Source organism: Paenarthrobacter sp. TE3676 (assembly GCF_056279165.1).
The window spans coordinates 245,555-266,582 of the sequence record NZ_JBWBQU010000004.1; the positions used below are offsets into that span (position 1 = coordinate 245,555).

At 61.1% G+C, this 21,028-nt stretch carries 19 protein-coding genes; 11 read left to right on the plus strand and 8 right to left on the minus strand.

The features are described from left to right. Positions 1 to 11: 11 nt before the first annotated feature. Positions 12 to 932, minus strand: coding sequence for a substrate-binding periplasmic protein (locus ACZ881_RS11730; protein WP_476115508.1), 921 nt, complete (start codon positions 930 to 932; stop codon positions 12 to 14). 179 nt (positions 933 to 1,111) lie between these two features. Here ACZ881_RS11730 and ACZ881_RS11735 point away from each other — a divergent pair, with 179 nt between their 5' ends. Next, positions 1,112 to 2,317, plus strand: coding sequence for a CdaR family transcriptional regulator (locus tag ACZ881_RS11735; RefSeq protein WP_476115510.1), 1,206 nt, complete (start codon positions 1,112 to 1,114; stop codon positions 2,315 to 2,317). A 21-nt stretch (positions 2,318 to 2,338) separates the two neighbouring features. On the opposite strand, the gene ACZ881_RS11740 is transcribed toward ACZ881_RS11735, so the two are convergent. Continuing rightward, positions 2,339 to 3,022 carry a FadR/GntR family transcriptional regulator gene (locus ACZ881_RS11740; protein WP_476115512.1) on the minus strand — a complete coding sequence of 228 codons (684 nt, stop codon included), beginning with the start codon at positions 3,020 to 3,022 and terminating at the stop codon, positions 2,339 to 2,341. A gap of 301 nt (positions 3,023 to 3,323) precedes the next feature. Between ACZ881_RS11740 and eat the strand changes: the two genes are divergently transcribed. From eat to ACZ881_RS11765, 5 genes are read left to right on the plus strand one after another with little or no spacing between them, the layout of a single operon-like run. Beyond that, positions 3,324 to 4,754, plus strand: a complete 1,431-nt coding sequence (gene eat, locus ACZ881_RS11745) for an ethanolamine permease (RefSeq protein WP_476115514.1) — start codon at positions 3,324 to 3,326, stop codon at positions 4,752 to 4,754. 52 nt (positions 4,755 to 4,806) lie between these two features. Further along, on the plus strand, positions 4,807 to 6,189 hold the full coding sequence (locus ACZ881_RS11750) for a glutamine synthetase family protein (RefSeq protein WP_476115516.1): 1,383 nt from the start codon (positions 4,807 to 4,809) through the stop codon (positions 6,187 to 6,189). Continuing rightward, a complete protein-coding gene (locus tag ACZ881_RS11755; protein WP_476115518.1) occupies positions 6,170 to 6,928 on the plus strand; it encodes a gamma-glutamyl-gamma-aminobutyrate hydrolase family protein in 759 nt (252 codons plus the stop codon). The genes ACZ881_RS11750 and ACZ881_RS11755 overlap by 20 nt, the downstream gene beginning before the upstream one ends. Next, a complete protein-coding gene (locus ACZ881_RS11760; RefSeq protein ID WP_476115521.1) occupies positions 6,925 to 8,295 on the plus strand; it encodes an aldehyde dehydrogenase family protein in 1,371 nt (456 codons plus the stop codon). Before ACZ881_RS11755 ends, ACZ881_RS11760 begins: the two co-directional genes overlap by 4 nt. Before the next feature lie 33 nt (positions 8,296 to 8,328). After that, positions 8,329 to 9,111, plus strand: coding sequence for a 3-oxoacyl-ACP reductase (locus ACZ881_RS11765; protein WP_476115523.1), 783 nt, complete (start codon positions 8,329 to 8,331; stop codon positions 9,109 to 9,111). Positions 9,112 to 9,674: 563 nt separating this feature from the next. Here the strand turns inward: ACZ881_RS11765 and ACZ881_RS11770 are convergent. Beyond that, entirely contained in the window at positions 9,675 to 10,931 is a 1,257-nt protein-coding gene (locus ACZ881_RS11770; RefSeq protein WP_476115525.1) for an FG-GAP repeat domain-containing protein, read from the minus strand. Between the two features lie 586 nt (positions 10,932 to 11,517). Here ACZ881_RS11770 and ACZ881_RS11775 point away from each other — a divergent pair. Together ACZ881_RS11775 and ACZ881_RS11780 are read left to right on the plus strand one after the other, a co-directional pair. Then, on the plus strand, positions 11,518 to 11,736 hold the full coding sequence (locus tag ACZ881_RS11775) for a hypothetical protein (RefSeq protein ID WP_476115528.1): 219 nt from the start codon (positions 11,518 to 11,520) through the stop codon (positions 11,734 to 11,736). 117 nt (positions 11,737 to 11,853) lie between these two features. Beyond that, complete coding sequence (locus ACZ881_RS11780) at positions 11,854 to 12,036, plus strand: hypothetical protein (RefSeq protein ID WP_476115531.1); 183 nt, start codon at positions 11,854 to 11,856, stop codon at positions 12,034 to 12,036. A 127-nt stretch (positions 12,037 to 12,163) separates the two neighbouring features. Here ACZ881_RS11780 and ACZ881_RS11785 read toward each other — a convergent pair whose 3' ends face one another. Beyond that, positions 12,164 to 12,955, minus strand: coding sequence for an SDR family oxidoreductase (locus tag ACZ881_RS11785; protein ID WP_476115533.1), 792 nt, complete (start codon positions 12,953 to 12,955; stop codon positions 12,164 to 12,166). A 79-nt stretch (positions 12,956 to 13,034) separates the two neighbouring features. Here ACZ881_RS11785 and ACZ881_RS11790 point away from each other — a divergent pair, with 79 nt between their 5' ends. After that, positions 13,035 to 13,910, plus strand: a complete 876-nt coding sequence (locus ACZ881_RS11790; protein ID WP_476115535.1) for a sigma-70 family RNA polymerase sigma factor — start codon at positions 13,035 to 13,037, stop codon at positions 13,908 to 13,910. Between the two features lie 337 nt (positions 13,911 to 14,247). On the opposite strand, the gene ACZ881_RS11795 is transcribed toward ACZ881_RS11790, so the two are convergent. Further along, on the minus strand, positions 14,248 to 15,480 hold the full coding sequence (locus ACZ881_RS11795; RefSeq protein WP_476115537.1) for an FG-GAP repeat domain-containing protein: 1,233 nt from the start codon (positions 15,478 to 15,480) through the stop codon (positions 14,248 to 14,250). Between the two features lie 334 nt (positions 15,481 to 15,814). Here ACZ881_RS11795 and ACZ881_RS11800 point away from each other — a divergent pair, with 334 nt between their 5' ends. Beyond that, positions 15,815 to 16,357 carry a GNAT family N-acetyltransferase gene (locus tag ACZ881_RS11800; RefSeq protein ID WP_476115539.1) on the plus strand — a complete coding sequence of 181 codons (543 nt, stop codon included), beginning with the start codon at positions 15,815 to 15,817 and terminating at the stop codon, positions 16,355 to 16,357. A 105-nt stretch (positions 16,358 to 16,462) separates the two neighbouring features. Here the strand turns inward: ACZ881_RS11800 and ACZ881_RS11805 are convergent, their stop codons facing one another. Together ACZ881_RS11805 and ACZ881_RS11810 are read right to left on the minus strand one after the other, a co-directional pair. Then, positions 16,463 to 17,329 carry an alpha/beta fold hydrolase gene (locus tag ACZ881_RS11805; protein WP_476115541.1) on the minus strand — a complete coding sequence of 289 codons (867 nt, stop codon included), beginning with the start codon at positions 17,327 to 17,329 and terminating at the stop codon, positions 16,463 to 16,465. Between the two features lie 68 nt (positions 17,330 to 17,397). After that, positions 17,398 to 17,556 carry a hypothetical protein gene (locus tag ACZ881_RS11810; RefSeq protein ID WP_476115543.1) on the minus strand — a complete coding sequence of 53 codons (159 nt, stop codon included), beginning with the start codon at positions 17,554 to 17,556 and terminating at the stop codon, positions 17,398 to 17,400. A 59-nt stretch (positions 17,557 to 17,615) separates the two neighbouring features. Between ACZ881_RS11810 and ACZ881_RS11815 the strand changes: the two genes are divergently transcribed. Beyond that, the gene (locus tag ACZ881_RS11815; protein WP_476115545.1) at positions 17,616 to 18,443 is read left to right on the plus strand and encodes a VanW family protein; all 828 of its coding nucleotides are present in this window, start codon (positions 17,616 to 17,618) and stop codon (positions 18,441 to 18,443) included. A 182-nt stretch (positions 18,444 to 18,625) separates the two neighbouring features. Here the strand turns inward: ACZ881_RS11815 and ACZ881_RS11820 are convergent, their stop codons facing one another. Beyond that, positions 18,626 to 20,902, minus strand: coding sequence for a helix-turn-helix domain-containing protein (locus tag ACZ881_RS11820; RefSeq protein WP_476115547.1), 2,277 nt, complete (start codon positions 20,900 to 20,902; stop codon positions 18,626 to 18,628). Between the last annotated feature and the right edge of the window lie 126 nt (positions 20,903 to 21,028).

The following is a 21,028-nucleotide window of genomic DNA, read 5'->3' on the forward strand; positions in this document are numbered from 1 at the left end:
GAGGGTGCGGCCTAGCTTGAGGGAGCTGTCCAGTCGGCGGGCCGGTCGGTTCCCTGCCGGTCGCTTGCCATGGACGGCGAGGGCCTCAGGTACTGGTCCGGGTCACCGCCATACTTGGTGATCAGGGTGGCAAGTTCCCCGTTGGCGTACATCTCACGAATCACGCCCGAGATCGCCTTCTCCAGCTTGGGAGCTTCCTTAGGAACATAGAAGCTCGTCATATACGGCTGGAAGTAAGCGAGGTCCGGGGACTTCTTGACTTCCTCGTCAGTGGGCGGAGTCAGGTATTTGGTCTGGATTCCCAGGTCCGGCCGCTGGGCCTGTGTGTAGGAGATCAACAGCGGATCCACGAATCCGACATCGACCCTCCCTGAACCCACGTCAGCAAAGAGTCCATTCGCGTCCGGGTAGGAATTGAGCTTTGCTTCCGGAACCGCCTTGATGGATTTCACCCACACATAACCGGTCACCGTTCCCAGGTTCTTGCCAGTCAGGTCTTGGAGGGTCTTCACTTCTTTGTCACCCTGAACGGCCATGGCCGGCGGGGAGTAGTACGGCGGATCGGTGAACAAACCCGCATTGGCCCGTTCCTTTGTCCACGCTATGCCGCCGATGGAAATGTCCACCCGCTGGCTTTGGACACCGCCGAGCATGCCGTTGAAGTCGGTGACCTGGGGTTCGATGGTCAGGTTCAGCTTCTTCGCTGCTGCCTGGAGGATCTCTGCGTCCAGGCCGACCATCTGGCCGTCCTTCATGGCGGTGTACGGCATGTAGGGCTGAATGGCGACTTTCAGCTTGCCAGGCTCGATTGTGTCAAGGCCGTCGGCGCTGCTGGCGACGCCGTTGCCGCCACAGGCCGTCAACGCCAAAGTTGCGGCACCCAGGGCCGCGACGACGGAGATGCGGATGGGTTTGGAGATGCGACTAAACATGGTGGCCGCCTTTCGCTGGTGTTTCAATGCTTGGTGCAGAACGCCGTCTGCTGTTCCGGCTTTGCGCCGCTTTCTAACAACCGTAGGCTGGGGTGTGATGAAAGTCATTGGACGTTTCATCCACGTTCTACGCGAATTTGAGCGTAATTTCTGTACGAATTATCCAGAAGGAGCCTCCTATGGCACTGGAGTCCGTCATCCGAGCAGGAACCGGTCCCCTGACCCCCGCGTTGGCCCAACAGATTGCTGGTGATACCAGCGCAATCGTGGGGTTCAACATCCTGATCACGGACGCCCACGGGACAGTGATCGGCAGCGGCGACACCAGCCGTGTGGGCAGCTTCCATGAAGCGTCCCTGGACGTCATGAGGACGCGGGAGTCGGCCACCCACTCAGCGTCCCAAGCCCGCGCCCTCCAAGGCGTCAAGCCTGGGGTCACCTTGCCGATCCTCTTGAATGGCCATGCCGTGGGAACCGTAGGCATCACGGGTTCTCCATCGCGGGTCACGCGCTTTGGCTTGATGGTTGAACGCCAAACGGAAATCCTGCTGCACCAGGCATCGCTATTGCGCTCAACTCTTCAACGGGAGCGCGAGTTGGAGGATCTGGTACGGGGAATCCTTGATTTCAACCCCCTGACGACGGAACCTGCAGCACTGCTGGATCAGGCAAACGATCAGGGAATTGATCTCACAGCAAGCCGCATAGCGGTCGCCGTCCATCTCCCTGGCCGAACGGCGGAACCTGCCACTACCACTGAGTGGTTACCCCGGGCCCTCGTGCTGCTTCGAGAGAGCTTCCCCAGCCGGCAGACAATAGCTGTCTCTATCGCAGCCAATCGCTATGTGGTGTTCGCCCAACCCGCGCCCGACGGTTTGGCCGGGACCCTGGCCCAAGCGTGGCACTGTGTCGATCAATTCCGCACCCACCTGGCCTCCGCCGTGGAAATTGGCATTGGTACCCCAGCAGCGGGTCCAGAGCAGCTGAGGACCGCTTACGAGGAAGCCGTTGATTCGCTGCATCTGGGCAGGCGACTCACGCGACGAAGCGTCACCACCATTGATGAAGTCCGAATCGAGCAGTTGCTATCCGGCATTGGGCTGAGGGCGAGGCAGCGCTACACCGCGGCTGTGGCTGCACCGCTCGTGGCAGCGGGCGATTGGAGCAACGTGCGGGACACGGTGATCGCGTGGTGCGAAAGCGGCTTTTCGCTGGTGGGCGCAGCACGCCGCCTGCACATTCACAGGAACACCCTCATTAACCGGCTGGAGCGGATCGAACAGCTTCAGGGGTGGACAGAACGCACGGGCGCGGCCTACTTGGCCTTGTATCTCGCCTGCAAGACCAACGAGTTCGACGCCGGACAGCCGCCGCCCGTGGCATAGGCGCCGCTCGTGAGGCGTCTGTCAGGCCAGGAAGCCGCGCAATAGTGAGGCCGTGCCTTCCAGGTGTTCAACGGTGGCCCGCTCAGCGGCGGGTGCATCGCCGCGCAGGATCGCCTCAGCGATCTCGGCATGCTGCTCGTTGGCGTGCTCAAGGTTGGTTCCAAGCAGGGGTATGCGGTCCAGCAGCCCATTGAGCCTGGATCGAGTTTCCGCTACCGCGTTGACCAGACTGCCCGACCCCGATAACTCGGCAATTGCGATGTGGAACCTGGCATCCCGGGGCCTGTAACCCTCCGCCGGAGAGGAACTAACGTCGGATAGGCAGACCTGCAGGTGCCTCCGCGCTGCAGCCGAGAGGTCAGCCTTTGCGGCTAGGGAAGCAGCAGCTGGCTCAATTATGGCCCTGAACAGCAGTACATCCTCCACTTCGGCGGGATCCAGCGGACCGTCGTCGGGCTTCCGGTTCACGGGCGTTGTTGAGACGTACGTTCCGCCGTATCGCCCCCGCTGGACCTCCAGGTATCCGGCGCTCTGCAACTCCCCCAGCGCATCCCGCAGCGTTGCCCTCGAAACGCCCAGCTGTTCCGCCAGCTCACGTTCGGGGGGCAATTTTTCTGCCGGCGCAAAGATGCCCAGCTTGATGGTCTGCAGGATGTGCTCGATTGTCTCCTCGAAAGCATTGCCGCCCCTGACTGGACGCAGCATCGAGAATGATGGCCCAAACGGTAAGTCCGGCACCTTGTTCCCCTTACATCGCCGGGTACGCCCCTCAGCGGGACACTGCTGTTTTCATGCTACCTGCACGGGCAATCAAAGGTCAGCAAAGCAACCATTGAAAATGGTTCCAGAGAGCCAGAAAGAGCCGGATTTGAAGAAAACCCTTGACGTACGGAATGTGACGCTCCAGACTTTGAAACACACTTTGGACTGAAAACAGTCCTTTAGGATTCGATCGATCCTCAGCTTCCACTTTCCCAAAAGCACTCCTCAACCGTTAGGAACACGCATGGAAACAGCGCACCAGCCGCTTGGCGGCGGGGACGAATATCTCAATCACCGGCGCCTCAAACGGGGCGCTGCCGGCTGGATCCTCTTGGCCGGCTTAGGCGTCGCCTATGTAATCTCCGGCGACTTCGCCGGATGGAACCTGGGCCTTGCCCAAGGCGGCTGGGGCGGCCTGCTGATCGCTTTCGTCCTTATGGCCGTCATGTACACGTGCATGGTTTTCGGCCTCGCTGAGCTTTCGTCAACGCTCCCGACGGCGGGGGCGGGCTACGCGTTCGCCCGCCGGGCTTTGGGGCCACTTGGAGGTTACGCCACTGGCATGGCGGTCCTGATCGAGTACGCGGTGGCACCGGCTGCCATTGCCACCTTTATTGGCGGATACGTGGAGGCGCTGGGCCTGTTCGGTCTGACGAACTCCTGGCCCGTCTACCTGGTCACGTACGTCATCTTCATCGGTATCCACATCCGTGGCGTTGGCGAGGCCCTGAAAATCATGTTCGCCATCACAGCGGTAGCAACCGTTGCACTGGTCGCGGCAGTCATTGGCCTCCTTCCCAAATTCGACGCCACCCGGCTGTTCGACATTGTTCCGGACGGGTCTGCCGGATCCAGCGCCTTTCTTCCCATGGGGATCAGCGGCGTGCTGGCTGCGTTGGTTTACGGCATCTGGTTCTTCCTGGCAGTGGAGGGTGTTCCGCTCGCGGCTGAGGAGACATCCAACCCCACCCGGGACATGCCCCGCGGGATCATCGTCGCCGTCATCATCCTGGTGGTTTTCGGAGCCCTGATGCTGGTCCTGGTCCCCGGAGCTGCCGGATCCCAAGCAATGAGCACATCCGATAATCCCCTCCCGGAATCGCTGCGCATCGCGTACGGCGGCAATACGTTCCTGGCGGATTTCATCAACTTCGCCGGATTGGCCGGTCTGGTAGCCAGCTTCTTCTCCATCATCTACGCCTACTCACGGCAGCTGTTTGCCTTGTCGCGTGCAGGATACCTCCCCCGCTGGCTGTCACTCACGGGAGCACGGCGCACCCCGTACTGGGCACTGATCGTGCCGGGCACGGTTGGATTCCTGCTGGCAGCCATCACCCAAGACGGTGCCCTACTGATCAACATCGCAGTGTTCGGGGCCACGGTTTCCTACGTACTCCTCAACCTCTCGCACATCGTCCTTCGCAAGAAGGAACCCGGCCTGGAACGCGGGTACCGGACTCCCGGCGGGATCGTCACGACGTCCATCGCCCTGGTGCTGTCCGCCGTGGCAGTCGTGGCGACGTTCGTCGTCGACGTTTTCGCCGCCTCCATCACGGCAGCGATCTTTGCCGCTGCCCTTCTTTACTACTGGCTGTACAGCCGGCACCGGATCGTGGCAGGCGCACCCGAAGAAGAGTTTGCCCAACTTGCCATGGCCGAGGCCGAGCTGAAGTAGCGGCCGGCAGGCACCGTAATTCACCACTCACAGAACACACTGCGGAGACACAATGAATACTCAAGACCAAGAGTCCAGCCGGAACAGGCAGCTCACCATCGACCAACTGCGGGACCTCGTTGCCGGCGGTCGGATTGATACCGTCGTTGTCGCCATCACTGATGCCCTCGGCCGGCTGCAGGGCAAACGCTGCGGGGCCCGCTCCTTTCTGGAAGACGTTCTTGATCACGGAGCGGAGGGCTGTAACTACCTCCTGGCCGTTGATGTCGATATGCAGACCGTGAACGGCTATGCCATGTCCTCGTGGGAAACCGGATATGGAGACATGGTGATGCTGCCGGATCTCTCCACCCTGCGGCTGGTTCCGTGGCTCGAAGGCACCGCCATAGTGCAGTGCGATGTGCTGTGGACCGACAGGACTCCGGTGGCAGCGTCACCACGCCAGATCCTCAAGACCCAGATCGAGCGACTTGAGAAGCTCGGGTACCGCGCACACGCCGGAACCGAACTCGAGTTCCTGATGTTCGACGATTCCTTCAGTCAAGCCTGGGAAAAGAACTACACAGCGCTCACTCCTGCCACGCAATACAACGTGGACTACTCGCTGCTGGCCACTGCCCGACTGGAACCTGTCATCCGTTCCATCCGTACCAATATGGAAGCGGCAGGGCTGGTAGTTGAATCGTCCAAGGGCGAATGCAACCTGGGACAACAGGAAATCACCTTCCGTTTCGATGAAGCGCTGGCTGCCTGCGACAAGCACGCGTTCTACAAAAACGGCGCCAAGGAAATCGCAGACCAACACGGCAAGAGCATCACATTCATGTCCAAGTTCAACGAGCGTGAAGGCAATTCCTGCCATATCCACTTTAGCCTCACCGATCTTGCCGGCAACCCTGTGCTGGCTGGCGACGGGGAGCACGGTTTCAGCCCCTTGATGGAACGGTTCGTTGCGGGTCAACTCGCTGCTTTGCGCGAGTTGACCTATTTCCTGGCACCAAACATCAATTCGTACAAGAGATTCGTGGAGGGAAGCTTCGCTCCCACGGCCATCGCCTGGGGGCTGGACAACCGAAGCTGTGCGCTGCGGGTAGTAGGGCATGGACGAGGACTTCGGACCGAGAACCGTGTAGGTGGCGGCGATGTGAATCCTTATCTCGCCGTGGCGGCCATGATCGCTGCCGTCATCCACGGGATCGAAAACGACCTTCAGTTGCCGGCGATCACCAAGGGCAACGCGTACGAATCCGACGCGGAACGCCTTCCAACCACCTTGAGGGACGCGCGGGATCTGTTGGCCGATAGCAGCATTGCACGCAAGGCATTTGGCGACGATGTGGTGGATCACTACGTCCACGCCGCCACGGTTGAACTCACCGCATACGAAAGCGCCATCACCGATTGGGAGCGGACCCGTGGCTTCGAACGACTCTGAAAACTACCGCCCCCGGATTGCGCTGACCAGTTACCTTCAGGATGCCTCCTGGGGCGTATGGAATACGACGGCGGCCATTCTCCCCGGAACGTACGTGGAGGCGGTCGTCGCGTCCGGGGCAACCCCGGTTTTGCTGCCCCCGCTGGGCACGGACGAATCTGTGCTGGATTTGGTAGACGGGCTGATCGTGGTGGGAGGGCCCGACGTCGATCCTTCGCTCTACGGCGCGGCGCCGCATCCCACCACCAGGTCGCAACCGCTACGGGACAGCCACGATTCCGCGCTTATCCGGGCAGCCCTTGATCGCGAACTCCCATTGTTCGCCATCTGTCGGGGTGCGCAACTGCTCAATGTGGTGCTGGGCGGGACCTTGATCCAGCACATTCCGGACGTCAGTCCGGGAAGCAACAGCCAGCCCGCTCCCGGTGTCTACGGCGAGGCAAACTTCGCCACCATCCCGGGCAGCATCATCCACAATCTCCTGGGAGCCTCTGCTTCCTCGCCCTGCTACCACCACCAGGCCATGGACACGGTGGCCGATTCCCTGCACGTGACAGCCAAGTCATCCGACGGCTTGGTCCAGGCCCTTGAAAGCATGGACCACGGCTGGGTCCTTGGGGTCCAGTTCCACCCGGAGCAAAATCTCAGCGACCTTCGGCTATTCCAGGGATTTGTGGAAGCCGCCGCCAACTACCGGTCTGATCAGGCCGCTACCAAGAAAGCGATGTCCCCCGCATGACCGCCACAGTATTTGATGTGATCAACCCGGCCACCGAGGAAGTTCTCCAAACAGTGCAGCTGGCTGGTCTGGCAGAAACGGACGCGGCCATTGCCAAGGCCGCGGCCGCCTACGAGTCCTGGCGGGCAATAGCCCCCGCGGATCGTGCGCTGCTGCTGCGAAGGTTCGCCGCCGCCGTCGACAATGATTTGGAAAACCTCGCGCAACTGGAGGTCCGCAACGCAGGGCACACCATCGGCAACGCCCGATGGGAAGCGGGCAACGTCCGCGACGTCCTCACCTACTACTCCGCCGCTCCGGAAAGGCATTTCGGCCGCCAAATTCCGGTAGCAGGAGGCATCAACGTGACCTTCCACGAGCCTCTTGGAGTTGTTGGGATCATTGTCCCCTGGAACTTCCCGATGCCGATTGCGGGGTGGGGCTTTGCTCCAGCCCTGGCTGCCGGCAACACGGTGGTCCTCAAGCCGGCGGAAGTGACTCCACTGACCGCCATCCGGCTTGGCGAGCTGGCATTGGAGGCAGGCCTTCCCGAGGGCGTCTTCCAAGTTATCCCTGGCAAGGGGGCGGTGGTGGGTCAGCGGTTTGTTACCCATCCAGCGGTCCGGAAGGTGGTGTTCACCGGCTCGACCGGCGTTGGCAAGCAGATTATGGCCGGCTGCGCGGAGCAGGTGAAGCGCGTGACGCTGGAACTTGGCGGCAAGAGCGCGAACATCATTTTCGACGACGCCGACCTCGAGTTGGCTGCGGCCGCTGCCCCGGGCGGTGCGTTCGACAACGCCGGCCAGGACTGCTGCGCCCGGTCAAGGATCCTGGTGCAGCGAAATGTTTACGAACGTTTCCTGGAGCTTCTGGAACCTGAGGTCCTCGGCATGCGCGTAGGAGATCCAGCCGATGCGGCCACCACCATGGGACCGCTGATTTCGGCTCAGCAGCTCAGTACGGTCTCGGGGTTCGTGCCCGACGGCGCCCCGGTCGCCCTCCAAGGGAAGGCGCCGGAAGGGCCGGGCTTCTGGTTCCCGCCAACGGTCCTGACACCTGACCTGGACGCCCCGTCATTTACCGATGAGATCTTCGGCCCGGTAGTCGCCGTCGTGCCTTTCGACGACGAAGCTGACGCCATCCGCATCGCCAACAACACCGAGTACGGACTGTCCGGCTCAATCTGGACATCCTCAGTGGACCGGGCCCTTAGAGTGGCCCGCGGAGTAGAGTCCGGCAACCTGTCGGTCAACTCGCATTCCTCGGTCCGATACTCCACGCCTTTTGGCGGCTTCAAGCAATCCGGGCTGGGGCGCGAACTTGGTCCCGACGCTTTGGATGCCTTCAGCGAAGTCAAAAACGTCTTCATCTCCACCCAGTCCGCCTGACCTTTCTGTAATCCACTTTTGAAGGAGCAACAAATGCAATCAGTAGTTTCCAACCGTCTGGCCGGCCGCAGCGCAGTCATCACGGGCGGCGCCAGCGGCATCGGCCTTGCCACCGCACGCCGCATGGCTGCGGAAGGCGCCAACGTGGTGATCGCAGACATCGAACCCACCTCCGGGATTGCCGCCGCTGCCGAGGTGGGTGGCCTCTTCGTCAAGGTGGACGTGACCAGTGAAGAAGAGGTCCGCAACCTCTATGCACAGACTAAAGAGACGTTCGGACGCGTGGACATCGCGTTCAACAACGCCGGCATCTCCCCCGCTGACGACGCCTCCATCCTTGACACCGGCATTGACGCGTGGCGCAGGGTCCAGGAAGTTAACCTGACATCTGTCTACTACTGCTGCAAGTACGCCATCCCGTACATGCAGGAGCAGGGCAAAGGCTCCATCATCAATACGGCATCGTTCGTCGCCGTCATGGGGGCTGCGACATCCCAGATTTCCTACAGCGCATCCAAAGGTGGCGTCCTGTCCATGAGCCGGGAACTCGGCGTCGAGTTTGCGCGGCAGGGCATCCGCATCAACGCCCTCTGCCCAGGACCTGTGAACACGCCGCTCCTGAAGGAACTCTTCGCAAAGGATCCGGAGAAGGCGGCCCGCCGGCTGGTGCACGTTCCTTTGGGGCGATTCGCGGAACCGGAGGAACTCGCCGCGGCCGTTGCATTCCTCGCCAGTGACGACGCCTCCTTCATAACGGCCTCGACGTTCCTGGTAGACGGCGGAATCTCCGGAGCATACGTCACTCCCCTATCCTGACGGTCATTTCCCTTTACCCCTCGATGGAGTCTGAAAAAGAAAGACGCCTCACCGGTCAGCCTTGTGGTTAATGGGTTCCACTACCTGAACGCGGTAGGGGTCGCGGAGCGACCATCCCGTCCCCCGCTACTTCCACGGCGCCCTGTCCCAGCCCAGTTTGACGTGGTTAGCGCAATTGGAGCTCCGCACTTGGCGAGGCTGACTCCCTACCGATGAGGGGCAGGCCGCCCACAAGAGCTGGCTCTTGTCAGGTACGTGCGCGGTTGACCCCAGCCTCCGCGCACGTACCTGAAGGGACAATTCTGGCCCCGTCAACTGCACGGACATAGCCAACCCGCACGCGCTCACGCTCCCCAGCGGCTGAACTCTCACGTGGTGGAATTGGCTGAGCGAAGTATCTACCGCGCCCTCAACACCGCCCCTGACGTTGGATGCCCTAGCTCAGACTAGGCACCTCAAGTAACCGGGCGTCCACTCAAACCCTCAGACGCGGATCAGGGGCCCTTCTCGTCTGAGAAAGGCCCCTGATTCTATGAGCTTCCAGTCAGTGCATTGACCCTGGATCAAATCAAATTTTTGAAGATGTCCCAGCCGTTACCGATCGGCCCCTGGTTATGCAGTCCATATGGTGCCGCGGCGTATTCCGGAAACCGGCTGAGGTCGTAGTTGCTGTACAAGATGAGATCGCCGTCGTGCCCATAGGCGATGAGATTATTACGTTCGGCGGTACCCCGGCTGGCTTCCTTCCAATACGAGCCGGCACCGCTGATTTCGGTCATGACGTCCCATCCTTGGCCCACTACGCCCGGGGCCTTCCAACCGCCCTGCCCATCAGTGGGGTATTGGTGCAGGTAGCCGCTGCGGTCGCGGGCGAAGATGCTTACCGCCCCTTTGGCGGTGGTGTCTCCGGGGGCAATGATTTTGTCGAAAATCTGCCACCCCGAGCCGACCTGTGAGGGTTCCAACCAGCCGCCTTGACCGTCGCCAGGGTAAAGGAACAGGTTCCCTGAACGGTCCCGGGCCAGGACGTCGTTGTTGCCGTCACCGTTGAAATCCCCCGGCCCGACGATGGAATCGAAGATGTTCCAGCCCGCGCCGACCTGGTGTGGCGGATGCCAGCCGCCGTCGCCGTCACCGGGGTAGAGCATCAGGTTTCCTGCGCTGTCCCGCCCCAGGACGTCGTTGTTCCCGTCCCCGTCGAAGTCACCGGGGGAGAAGACTATGTCGAAGATGTTCCATCCCGTGCCGACCACCCTGGGCTCATCCCAAGAACCGTTGAACTCAACGGCCCTATCAAACTCCATATAGCGAACCCATTCCGGCTCGTACGTGCGCGGGTAAAGCACCAGGTCGCCGTCAGCATTCCGGCCCAGCAGCTCAAAGTTCCCGCGCCCGGTCCAGCCCATAGCCCGGTTCGATGCTGCGATGGGAGGCGTTTCGACGCTGTGATGCTTAATATCGGACCCGCATGTTTGAACATTGAAAGAGATGCGGTTTCCACGGTCCTCGGGAATCAGTTTCAGGACCTCGCCCTGGCGCTCTGCCGGGAGCGGAACACCATTGCTCAGCCACTCCATAACGAACCGAGGGTCCCGATTTTCGTCCGGGCAGTAGGTCACGCCCCCGGTGCCGGTGCTCGCAAGTCTTAGTTCAGAGCCCACGAAAGGAGTCCCCATCATCGGCGCAGGATCCTGGGATGACTGTTGAAGGGACGCGCTGCCACCTTGGGCGATGGCCGGACCCACACCAACCGCTGTTGACCCCAGCACCAACACGGCAAAAGCCGCCCACTTGACCGACAATGCACGAAAAGTTCCCATGATCCCCCAAACCCACGCCCAAGCAGGCCATTTTCGTCGAGCCTAACACCCGCAATCCAGGCACACGCCAAACACTCTTGAATGTTATATTCCCCGCTGAGGTTTATTACCTCCACAGTTCCAGAAGGCATCATGGGCAACGAGAACGACGCTTGACGAATATAGAAGCATCCAAGACGTACGTTGCCGTCGCACCGTGCGAGCGGGGCCGGCTTCTTTTCAGCCTTGACGACACACACTGGCCGTGCGGGGCGTGGACGTGCGGGCACAAGAACCATGAGTGCCGGAAGTCTCCTCAGACGGCAGGAGGAGGCACGTCGGGGTACTCCCAGCGATCACCCAAACCCACCACCCACCCACACCAGAAACGACAAAAACCTCGTTCAACAGACTGTTCTATCAACGTCGATGACACGGAAGTAGGCTCAGGCCGTACGCAACTTCCTTCACGTCAGGAGCGCCGCTATGAACCTGGGAACCTACGGTCATTTCGCCCAATTGGCCCTCAAACTGGCGCCAAGGATCAAGCCCGCCGGACCCTTGGGAAGTCGCTGGCTGGGCAAGCGACAAGGTCTTGTTCGACAAAATGATTGAACGCGCGAACGCCATCGGCGTGGATGCCGGCGCGTTCGAAAGGCTGACAGACCGCGAGGCCTTCGACGACTACACCGAAAGGTGGGGAGGCGTCATTGATCCGGACCGCAACTGGTACTCCCCGAGGACGGCAGCGGGGGCTGGCTCACACTGCTTTGGTCCTATGTCGACCTGGTCAACTCCTACGCCGCTGAAGTCGAAAACCCCTTAGCGACTTAGTACCCCGGCGCACAGAGGCTGTGCATGACCACCGCTTGCCCCTGGTGAGGTTGCCCCGGTGGTGACGTGGTGGTTGTGTGCAGACGGTCAGCTGGGTCCCGTCGTCCACATGACCATGGAACTTTTCGACACACATACTGTAGTGATCTTTGCCGTCCTGCTGGTTCACATCATCGGGGTCATGGTCCTCGCCTTTTCAGCTGCAATCGTGATGACGCTATCCTTCACCGTGGTCCTCGCCGTGAAGGCAGTCAGAACCACCTGGGCGTTTGCTCGAAATACGCCTAACTGAAAACCAGGCCCGGCCAGAATCCGTGGAGTCCCATTTCCTTAGAACTGGAACACCCTAGTGGGACGCTCCCCCGCCGGTGCCGACGAGCAGCGTGAAGGCTGTTCTACGCCTGGGATAAGACCGCACGTCAGCCCTGCACGATTGGGGACGCTGTCTGCACTGCGTTCTGCTCGGCGAGGAACTCTGCCCAGCTGGACGTCATGCGCTGCGCCCCGGGGCCGGCGAGGTTCTCACCGGCCCGGTAGGCGCGGCCGATCGCTCCGGGCAATCGCACGGATAGCTTAGGGCGACGGCGGCCGTGGAAGTCGGTGTAGGTAGCGAGCAGTTGTGGGATGTCCAGTACCTCCGGTCCGACGATGTCGGCCACGCGTCCGGCCGGTACGGCTAGTGCGAGATCGGCTAGGCGGGCGGCGACCTCGCCTACGTGTACCGGCTCGAATCGCAGCCCGCGCGGTACAGGTGTGAGCGGAAGGCGGGCGAGGCCTTTGACCATGGGGAGGACGAAGTCGTGTAGTTGGGCCGCACGCACCACCGTCCACGGAACGCCGGACTCCGCGATCGCCCGTTCGGCGGCCGCCTTCGCTCGGAAGTAGCCTATGGGCATCTTGTCCGTGCCGACCACCGAAATGAGGACCAGGTGTGACGTGCCCGCAGATTTGGCTGCTTCCGCGAGATTGCGCGCCGCGATGTCGTCCCCTTTGGCGCCGCCCGCGAGATGCAGCACTGTCTCCACCCCTCTTAGTGCTGATTGGAGGCCGCGGCCTGCGACAGTGTCTCCTTCCACGTACTCGATGCCGGCCTCGGCGGCGCGGGGGTGTCGGCTAAGGACGCGGACGTTCCTGCCGGCGGCCAGGAGGAGCGGGACAACCCTTTTGCCGATGGTGCCGGTGCCTCCGGTCACAAGAATGGGTGCATTCATGTTCGACTCCTTATTCGATGTCACGTCGAGGCCATCTGCCTCGTCAGTATGATGACGATCGAGACGATGAGGATGTGACATGACCGATCAGAAAATTCTCGCCCGGCGCTTTGAGAAGGCCCGGCCGCGGCTGGTGGCGATCGCTAATCGACTGCTCTCATCCAGAGCGGACGCCGAAGATGTGGTGCAGGAGGCATGGATACGCCTTGAACGCGCAGACGCTGACGGGATAGAAAATCTCGACGCCTGGCTCACGACAGTCGTCTCGCGACTGAGCCTGGACCTCCTGCGAGCACCCCGCCGCACACGCGAGCAATCCTTGCACGTGGAACCGTGGCGGGATGAGCCCCTCGCACTCACCGGCGACCCAGTAGAGGAAACCGAACGCAGCGACCACCTGAGCGTGGCCCTCTTCGTTGTGCTGGAAACACTCTCACCGGCAGAGCGGGTGGCGTTCGTCCTGCATGATGTCTTCGGTTCTCCGTTCGAGGAAGTAGCCGAGGCGCTCGACCGGTCCGTGGACGCTGCCCGCCAGCTTGCCTCCCGCGCACGACGACGGCTCCAGAGTGCACCCATCACGATCCGGCCCAGACCCGATCGTGCACGGGAATTGGTGGGAGCATGGCTCGTCGCAGCCCAGCAGGGAGACTTCGCCGCGCTCCTGGGCCTGCTCGACGACGGCGCCGTGCTCCGGGCGGATTACGGTACGAGCAGCCAGGTCATCGTCGGCTCTCAGGCGATCGCGGACCAGGCTGTACTGTCAGCGCGACTAGCCGCGCACTCCACGCCCGTCCTAATCGACCGGCGTCCCGGTGTAGCAGCGGTCCTGAACGGACGAGTCGTGTCCATCATGGCGTTCACGATCACGGACGGCCTGATCACCCGCCTCGACGTCCTCGCCGACGCCACGCACCTGAATCACCTGGACGTGGCCGAAATCGTCAATCTGGACTAGCGTCGAGCACCAATTCCCTCAGTTGCCACCGGCTTCAGCACGGCCGAAGAGCAGGACGGGTCAACGAATCCCCCGCAAAGAGGCTCCCCTCCCCGCCTTCCAGAGGTGTCCCACTTCCTTGGAACCGGAACACTCTTGTTTTCGAGACTCTGTCCTATTCGCGCAGCCCCACTATTTGTCGTTTTCCGTGTAGGCGGCTCTACGAAGTACCCCGAAACGACAATGGCGGCACCCGAAGCTACGAGTCCTTGCTGTAACCGTCGCAGATATCCGATCGCGGCTTTCACCTCCGCTATGCCGTACCCGCATCTACGACTCGAGCACTTTGACGGCGGATTCAGATGAGGGTGTTGAAGATGTCCCAGCCGTTGCCGATGTGGTGTCCACCGGAGAGCCGTTTGTCCGGTGCCCCGCGGTAATGGCGAAGGTACCCTTCCTTGTCCACAGCGGTTATGTCATTCCTGGGATAGGCGGAGTCATAAATGCTCCCTGGTCTGAAGGTGATGCTGTCTTTAAAGAACGTTCCGGCGCCGATGACGTCGGTCATGACGTCCCATCCGGGGCCCACCACGGCTGGAGATTTCCATGCGCCGATCCCGTCGCCTGGGTATTGGTGCAGGACTCCACTGCGGTCTCGGGCGAAGACATCCATCGCACCGTCGCCGTCGGTGTCACCGGACGCGATGAGCTTGTCGAAAACCTGCCAGCCCACACCAACTTTCTTAGACTTCAGCCAACCCCCGGTACCGTCACCGGGATACAGGAAAAGGTCTCCCACGCTGTCCCGGGCCAGGACATCGTTGTTTCCGTCGCCGTTGAAATCTCCGCCCGCAATGATGGAATCGAAGATGTTCCAGCCAGCGCCGATTTGTTTTGTGGGCAGCCAGCCTCCGTCACCGTTACCTGGGTAGAGGAACAGACTCCCAGAGGCGTTCCGGGCGAGGACGTCGTTGTGTCCGTCCCCGTCGAAATCACCGGCGGAGAAGACAACGTTGAAGATTGTCCAGCCCGTTCCGACTACCCTTGGCACATCCCACGAGGACGTGTAGTAGCGTCTTCTTGTCTCAAAGCCCCCGTTCAGCCAGTGGGACTCGTACGTCCGCGGATACAGGACCAGCTCGCCGCTGTCAGTGCGGCCCAAAAGCTCAAAGTTACCGCGGTCTGTCCAGCCATTGGCACGGTTGGACGCAGCAATGGGAGGGGTCGCTGGGCTGTGGAAGACCTCCGATTCAGAGCACACGCCGTGAACATTGAAGGAGATGCGGTTACCCCGGTCCTCGGTGGTGAGCTTCAGAATCTCCCCTTGCCGTTCGGCCGGCAGGGGAACGCCGTTGCTAAGCCATTCCAAGACGAAGCCCTGAGGGGCTTCCTCCGTGGGAGGGCAGCCAATCAGGTCTTCCCTGGTTTCCGCTATGGTCAGTTCTGAGCCGACGTAGGCCATTCCCTGCAGCGGAGGCACCCACTCCTCAGACTCGGCCTGCGCGGCTGGAGCTGCGCTTACCAGCGTTGAACTCGCCAACAACGCCGCGAGAGCCGCCGATTTCAACGCAAACGCACGAAAGTTTCCCATGGTCCCCCCAAGTTCTGCCCCAACAGAAAATTTGTGCCGAGCCCAAAGCTGGCGACTTTCGGCTAGCGGCTGCTTACAGTCTGCGGGCGAACTGTTCGTAGGGCAATGGGCGACGTTGACCACTGCGTGGATCCGCTGGACTCAGAAAAGACCCACACCAACCCCAGTACACGAGGAACCAGTACTCATCTTTTAGCCGTACCGGCCTCCCACTACCTGCACAACGCACCTATGGGCGCCCTGCCCCGTTCGAGTGTTCCACTTCCTTGGGAGTGGGACGGTGGAAGTTTCGGTATCTCCCATGCTGCCCGGGGGCTCCGCGTAGAGTCTGAGAATGAATCCCTTGGTGCAGCCTGTACTCGTTGCGTCCCCTTACAGGCTCCGCCGGTTTACGGCAGCCGATGTTCCTGTGGTCCAGGAAGCCTCGAGCGATCCACTAATTCCTGCCATCACGACGGTTCCCGCCAGCGGTTCACGCCAGGCAGCTCTGGCCTTCATCGAAAGACAGCACCAGCGCTTAGTTGATAGCACCGGATACTCCTTCGCTATTGCTGATTCCTCCTCTGATCAGGCGGTTGGCCAAATCGGACTGTGGCTAAGGAACCTCAGCCAAGGCCGAGCGAGCATTGGCTACTGGGTGGCGCCAAGTCATCGGGGGAAGGGAGCTGCTTCTTCTGCTTTAGGCGCCCTCGCCACCTGGGGTCTTGCGCAACCCGGGATTCATCGACTGGAACTCTACGTCGAGCCTTGGAATGAGGGCTCCTGGCGCGCAGCCGAGCGCAGCGGGTTCGTACGTGAAGGGACGATGAGGAGCTGGCTAGAGATTGGCGGCCAGCGGAAGGACATGTACATGTACTCGCGCCTTTCTGCTCGCTAGGAATCACGCTTCGCGGACCTCGCTGCTCTGCCGCGGTTTCGGTGTTCCACTTCCTTGGAACCGGGACGCGTCTACTGGCCCTTCCTCCCGGCTTTCGGGCTTCTTTTATGGTGCAGTTAGAAGAAACCCCAGCAGGGCGGTGGATAACTCGTCCGGGGCTTCCTCGGCCATGTGGTGCCCGGAGTCAATGCCGTGGCCGCGAACATCGGTCGCCCACCGTTCCCAGATCTTGAGCGGATCACCGTAGAGATCTTCAAGGTCGTCCCAGAGTGACCAGAGCAACAACAGGGGCGCATTTATTGCCCTACCTGCCTGCCTGTCGGCTTCTTCATGCTGCCGGTCGATGGTCAGGCCCGCCCGGTAATCCTCGAGCATGGCCCGCACCGTGTCCGGATTGCGGATCGCCCTGCGCCATTCATCGTAGTTTTCCTGGCCCATGGTCGTTGCGCTCCCGCCATACCAGCTCTCCGGGTCTGCCGTGATGACGCGTTCCGGGATCTCTGGTTGGGCGTAGAAGAACCAATGCCACCACTTCGTAGCGAACCTCGCGTCGGCCCGGGCCAAATGCTCGCTGATGGGGATGCAATCGAGCAGGGCGACTTTGGAGACCTTGTCGGGATAATCCAAGACCAGCCGCAGAGCGGCGTAGCTGCCACGATCATGCCCAACGAGAGCGAACTGCTCGTGACCGAGTTCCCTCATGAGTGCAACCATGGCCCGGGCGGTCGCGCGCTTTGAATGGGCTGTGTGGTCCGCTGTTGGGGTTGGTTTACTCGACTGTCCGTAGCCCGGGAGGTCGGGGCAGACGACGCTGAATCCAGCGTTCAAGAGTTGAGGAGCCACGCGGTGCCAGGTCGCGGACGTGCGTGGGTGCCCGTGAAGCAACAGAACCGGTGGACCCTCGCCACCATAACGGACAAAGAGACTGGACACCCTGACGTCGATGTGGCGTTCCTCAAACCCCTCAAACATGCCACCAGCCTGCCCTACAAGAGCGAAGTCATGAACCCGTACCAGGCACATCCGAGTGTTCCGCATCCTTAGGACCGGAACTCTTTGGACTCCTGGGATGCTCCTTGACTTGGGTAGTCCTTGTTGTTGATTTCGTTCTTTTCGCCATCGTCTGGAACGATGGTGCCGGTGCCGTGTTCTTCGGCATGCTGCCCGCGCCTTCGTTGGGCTTGTTCTTGGGGAAACATTGCCACGTAAGCTCTTCTGCGAACTCTCGCCTCTGACGTACCGCCTTTCCGTTCAACGCATGATCATCACCCGCAACGTACGAGACTTCTTTTCCGGCACCACCTTTGCCCGCCAGCGACCCGGTGAGGTGCTGCCGGCGGTGGTGTACCGCCACAACTCCTTGATCCGACGCAAACTCGGCAACGTGGACCTGCATCTGCAGGAAAACAAGGCGGTCAGCCTGGGCATCGCCGCACCGTTGGTAAACGCTGTCATCATCCGCCCCGGTGAAACGTTCTCCTTCTGGAATCTCCTAGGCAAATGCACCGCAGCCAAGGGGTACCGAGAAGGATTGGTCATCAACCACGGCCGAGCCGATTCCGGGATCGGCGGAGGCCTGTGCCAGTTCACGAACCTGCTGCACTGGATGGTCCTGCATAGCGAACTGTCCGTCATCGAGCACCATCACCATGGCGATCTTGATCTGTTCCCGGATTTCAACCGCCAGATCCCCTTCGGCTCAGGGACCTCGATCATTTACAACTACCTGGACTACAGGGTCCGCAACGACACCGATCAGGCATTCCAATTCCTGGTACACACCACAGACGAACACTTGTGCGGGGAACTCCGTGCCGAACGTGTCCCGGATGTGAAGTTCCACATCCGGGAAGAAGACGCCTACTTCCACGAGACAGGCGGTGAGGTCTTCCGCCACAACAAGGTCGTTCGCCTGACCCGGGACAAACGAACCGGACTCGTGACCTCAAAAGAACAAATCATCGAAAACAACGCCCTGGTCGTCTACGACCGATCCCTGATCAGCGCCCCCATCCTCGACGCACCACCCCAGCCCGGGAACAGCGACGAAGAAGCTAGGACACGAATCGGAGCAGCCGCGGGGTAGCGCTGCCGTCAGCTATAGGCTCCTAATCCCCCAGGCCGCCGCGAACAGTCACGGTTCGGGGAAGCCGTTCCATTTCCTTGGAACTGGAACCTTCAGTGGCGGGACGCTACGCATTGGGGATTGATCCTTAGCCGACGGGCTTCTTCCTGGCGATTCCAACCGAACTCCGATCCGCTGTCGATTCAAAGGGAGCGCCGCGCGGAGCCAACCTTAACCTGCATTTCATCATTCATCTGTCGGATGGCGGCTTGCAGGCGTTTGTCGCCGGCCGTGACGGCTTGTCGGAGCGCGTGGGCAAGGTCCTCCGCGGCCTGTTGGTGTTTGTGGAGGGCGTCATAGGTTTTCCCGCGGTGATAAAGGGCTGAAGCGCGCCCCAGATGCCATTCCATCTCCTCGGCTACAGCCAATGCTTCCCCTGCTACTTCAAGGCACTCCTCATATCGCTGCAGACTGTGCAACGAGCCGCACAACAACTGCAGGGTGTAGAACTCGATGAAGTCTGCAACGTTGGGTGGCATCCGACTGCTCCTGATCAATGCGAGAAGCCCTGTAGCCACATCAACGGCAATGTCCAGTTGCCCCCACAACTGGTGGATGCTGCCCTTGAGCATCAGAGCGGGTGCTTGGCCCTCAATCTCTCCGACAGCCTCAAAGAGGGAGATCGCCCGATCTGCGCTGGTCATTGCTTCGGGTATCTTTTCCAGGCCCCTCTGACTTAAGGCAATGTACAGGTACGCCCAGCCCTGATATGCGGGGTCATCTGCCTCTGTAGCGGCGTCCAAGGCTAGGTGCGCCGTTTCCAATGCACGCTGATGGTCCTTCCGCTCATTGTTCAAAGCAAAAGACAGGTATCCGAGATGAGCTGAAAGGCGTGCTTTGTCACCCAGCGCAGCCGCGGATGACACGGAATCCGTGAACAGCCGATGCCACTGGCCCCATGATTCCCAAATCCCGGCGAACCAGTGCAAGGATTCAGCGACTTTTACAACCTTTTCGTGTTCCCCCATCGAAACGGCATCGTGATAGGCCCCGAACCAATCTGAAGTTTCCGATTGGAGCCACTGCCTGGCTTTAGCTGAACTGGCGAATGCCGTGCCAGGGGTGCTGCAGATGATGCCGGCCACGGGGTGGGGCTCAAACCAATTTCCTGCGCTCACCGTGCTCGACAACAGCCACGACCGAAGATGAGCGCGCAGGGCTGCAGTCTCCTGGGTGCTCGCCTCTGCCCGGAGCCGACCCGCTGCGTAGAGCCTCAAAAGATCGTGGAGACGGTACCGATTGCCTGTTAGCGCTTGCACCAGCCCCAGATCAACCAGTTCATCCAGACCTTCCTCCACATCCACCGCAGCATAGCTGCCGGCGCCCATCGCCGCTCCGGCCAGGGGAGCGCTGAAAGATGTGCCTTTGAGGAGGGAGAGATTCCGGAAAAGTCGCTGGTGTTCGCCCGTGAGGTGGGCGTAGGACAAACTGAACGCCGCCTCGACTGCCAGATCGCCCGCCACCAACGCGCGCAGGCGGCGTTCCTCGGAAGTGAGGCGATCAACAAAGTCCCTCACGGTCCAGGACGGCTGGCTGGCCAGGCGGTTGCCTGCTATTCGCAACGCCAACGGGATGTGATCGCACAAAGTGGCCAACTCCCGTAATGACTCGTTGCCTTGGTCAAGGGCGAGTATTTCCGCAAGGAATGCTTCGCCGTCGGACGGTGGGAGGGGTCCGAGAGGAAACCTTCGCACTCCTTCCAGTCCGGCAAGGCTTCGGCGCGACGTCACCACCACAGCCCCTTTGTGTCCCGTTGTAAGGACCGGACGAACTTGGGCTTCGCTGGCGGCGTTATCCAGCAACACCGCTGCTGGAGAGTTCAGTGAGACTTCGCGCCAGAGCGATGCAGCGGCGTCAAGAGCCTTTGGTATGAGCCTGCCGGGCGGCAGGGCTTGCTTGAGCAGAGCCTGGAGAACTTGCAGGGGTGTCAGCGGGATGGCGTCGAGCCCGTTCAGGTCCACAAAGAAGGCAACCGACTGGTTCGACGCCCGGCGATGCAGCGCCTCCACAGCCAGTGCCGTCTTGCCCATGCCGGGGGCACCATGAACTACGGCCACCGGGGCGACGGTGCGTCCCGTGGCAGTTTGGGCATCAAGAAACGCCAGTAGCTCCGCTATTTCGGAGGTTCGTCCAGTGAAGTCGGGGAGTCGACGCGGCTCAAGCGAGGCGGATCTACCGCCGGAACCGGTGGTCACCTTTCCGAGGCGGGCGGCGCGCAGAAATTCATCACGCTCGGACTCGGTGAGGTTCAACGCAGCGACAAGGGCAAGGAGGGTTCGGCGTTGCGGGGCCGTGCTGACGCTGCGCTCTATGTCGCTGATGGTTCGGTCACTGACACCCGAAAGTTCAGCGAGGTGCTCGAGCGAAAATACCGCCCGTTCACGGTACTCGCGGAGCAGCACTGCCAAAGGCCGAGCCATTGTTACCACTGCTGAACAGACAGATGCACTGCCACCCCTTCGGAACGAACCCCGCCAGCGGAAAATGCCAATGCCGGCAAGAGTGCGCCCGCATGACATACATCCACGTGGCCACAACTACATAAG

Coding starts and splice junctions, on each gene's coding strand:
- ACZ881_RS11730 (WP_476115508.1), bottom strand. CDS start 932: ATGTTTAGTCGCATCTCCAAACCCATCCGCATCTCCGTCGTCGCGGCC.
- ACZ881_RS11735 (WP_476115510.1), top strand. CDS start 1,112: ATGGCACTGGAGTCCGTCATCCGAGCAGGAACCGGTCCCCTGACCCCC.
- ACZ881_RS11740 (WP_476115512.1), bottom strand. CDS start 3,022: ATGCTGCGTCCAGTCAGGGGCGGCAATGCTTTCGAGGAGACAATCGAG.
- eat (WP_476115514.1), top strand. CDS start 3,324: ATGGAAACAGCGCACCAGCCGCTTGGCGGCGGGGACGAATATCTCAAT.
- ACZ881_RS11750 (WP_476115516.1), top strand. CDS start 4,807: ATGAATACTCAAGACCAAGAGTCCAGCCGGAACAGGCAGCTCACCATC.
- ACZ881_RS11760 (WP_476115521.1), top strand. CDS start 6,925: ATGACCGCCACAGTATTTGATGTGATCAACCCGGCCACCGAGGAAGTT.
- ACZ881_RS11765 (WP_476115523.1), top strand. CDS start 8,329: ATGCAATCAGTAGTTTCCAACCGTCTGGCCGGCCGCAGCGCAGTCATC.
- ACZ881_RS11770 (WP_476115525.1), bottom strand. CDS start 10,931: ATGGGAACTTTTCGTGCATTGTCGGTCAAGTGGGCGGCTTTTGCCGTG.
- ACZ881_RS11775 (WP_476115528.1), top strand. CDS start 11,518: ATGATTGAACGCGCGAACGCCATCGGCGTGGATGCCGGCGCGTTCGAA.
- ACZ881_RS11780 (WP_476115531.1), top strand. CDS start 11,854: ATGACCATGGAACTTTTCGACACACATACTGTAGTGATCTTTGCCGTC.
- ACZ881_RS11785 (WP_476115533.1), bottom strand. CDS start 12,955: ATGAATGCACCCATTCTTGTGACCGGAGGCACCGGCACCATCGGCAAA.
- ACZ881_RS11790 (WP_476115535.1), top strand. CDS start 13,035: ATGACCGATCAGAAAATTCTCGCCCGGCGCTTTGAGAAGGCCCGGCCG.
- ACZ881_RS11795 (WP_476115537.1), bottom strand. CDS start 15,480: ATGGGAAACTTTCGTGCGTTTGCGTTGAAATCGGCGGCTCTCGCGGCG.
- ACZ881_RS11800 (WP_476115539.1), top strand. CDS start 15,815: ATGAATCCCTTGGTGCAGCCTGTACTCGTTGCGTCCCCTTACAGGCTC.
- ACZ881_RS11805 (WP_476115541.1), bottom strand. CDS start 17,329: ATGTTTGAGGGGTTTGAGGAACGCCACATCGACGTCAGGGTGTCCAGT.
- ACZ881_RS11810 (WP_476115543.1), bottom strand. CDS start 17,556: ATGTTTCCCCAAGAACAAGCCCAACGAAGGCGCGGGCAGCATGCCGAA.
- ACZ881_RS11815 (WP_476115545.1), top strand. CDS start 17,616: ATGATCATCACCCGCAACGTACGAGACTTCTTTTCCGGCACCACCTTT.
- ACZ881_RS11820 (WP_476115547.1), bottom strand. CDS start 20,902: ATGGCTCGGCCTTTGGCAGTGCTGCTCCGCGAGTACCGTGAACGGGCG.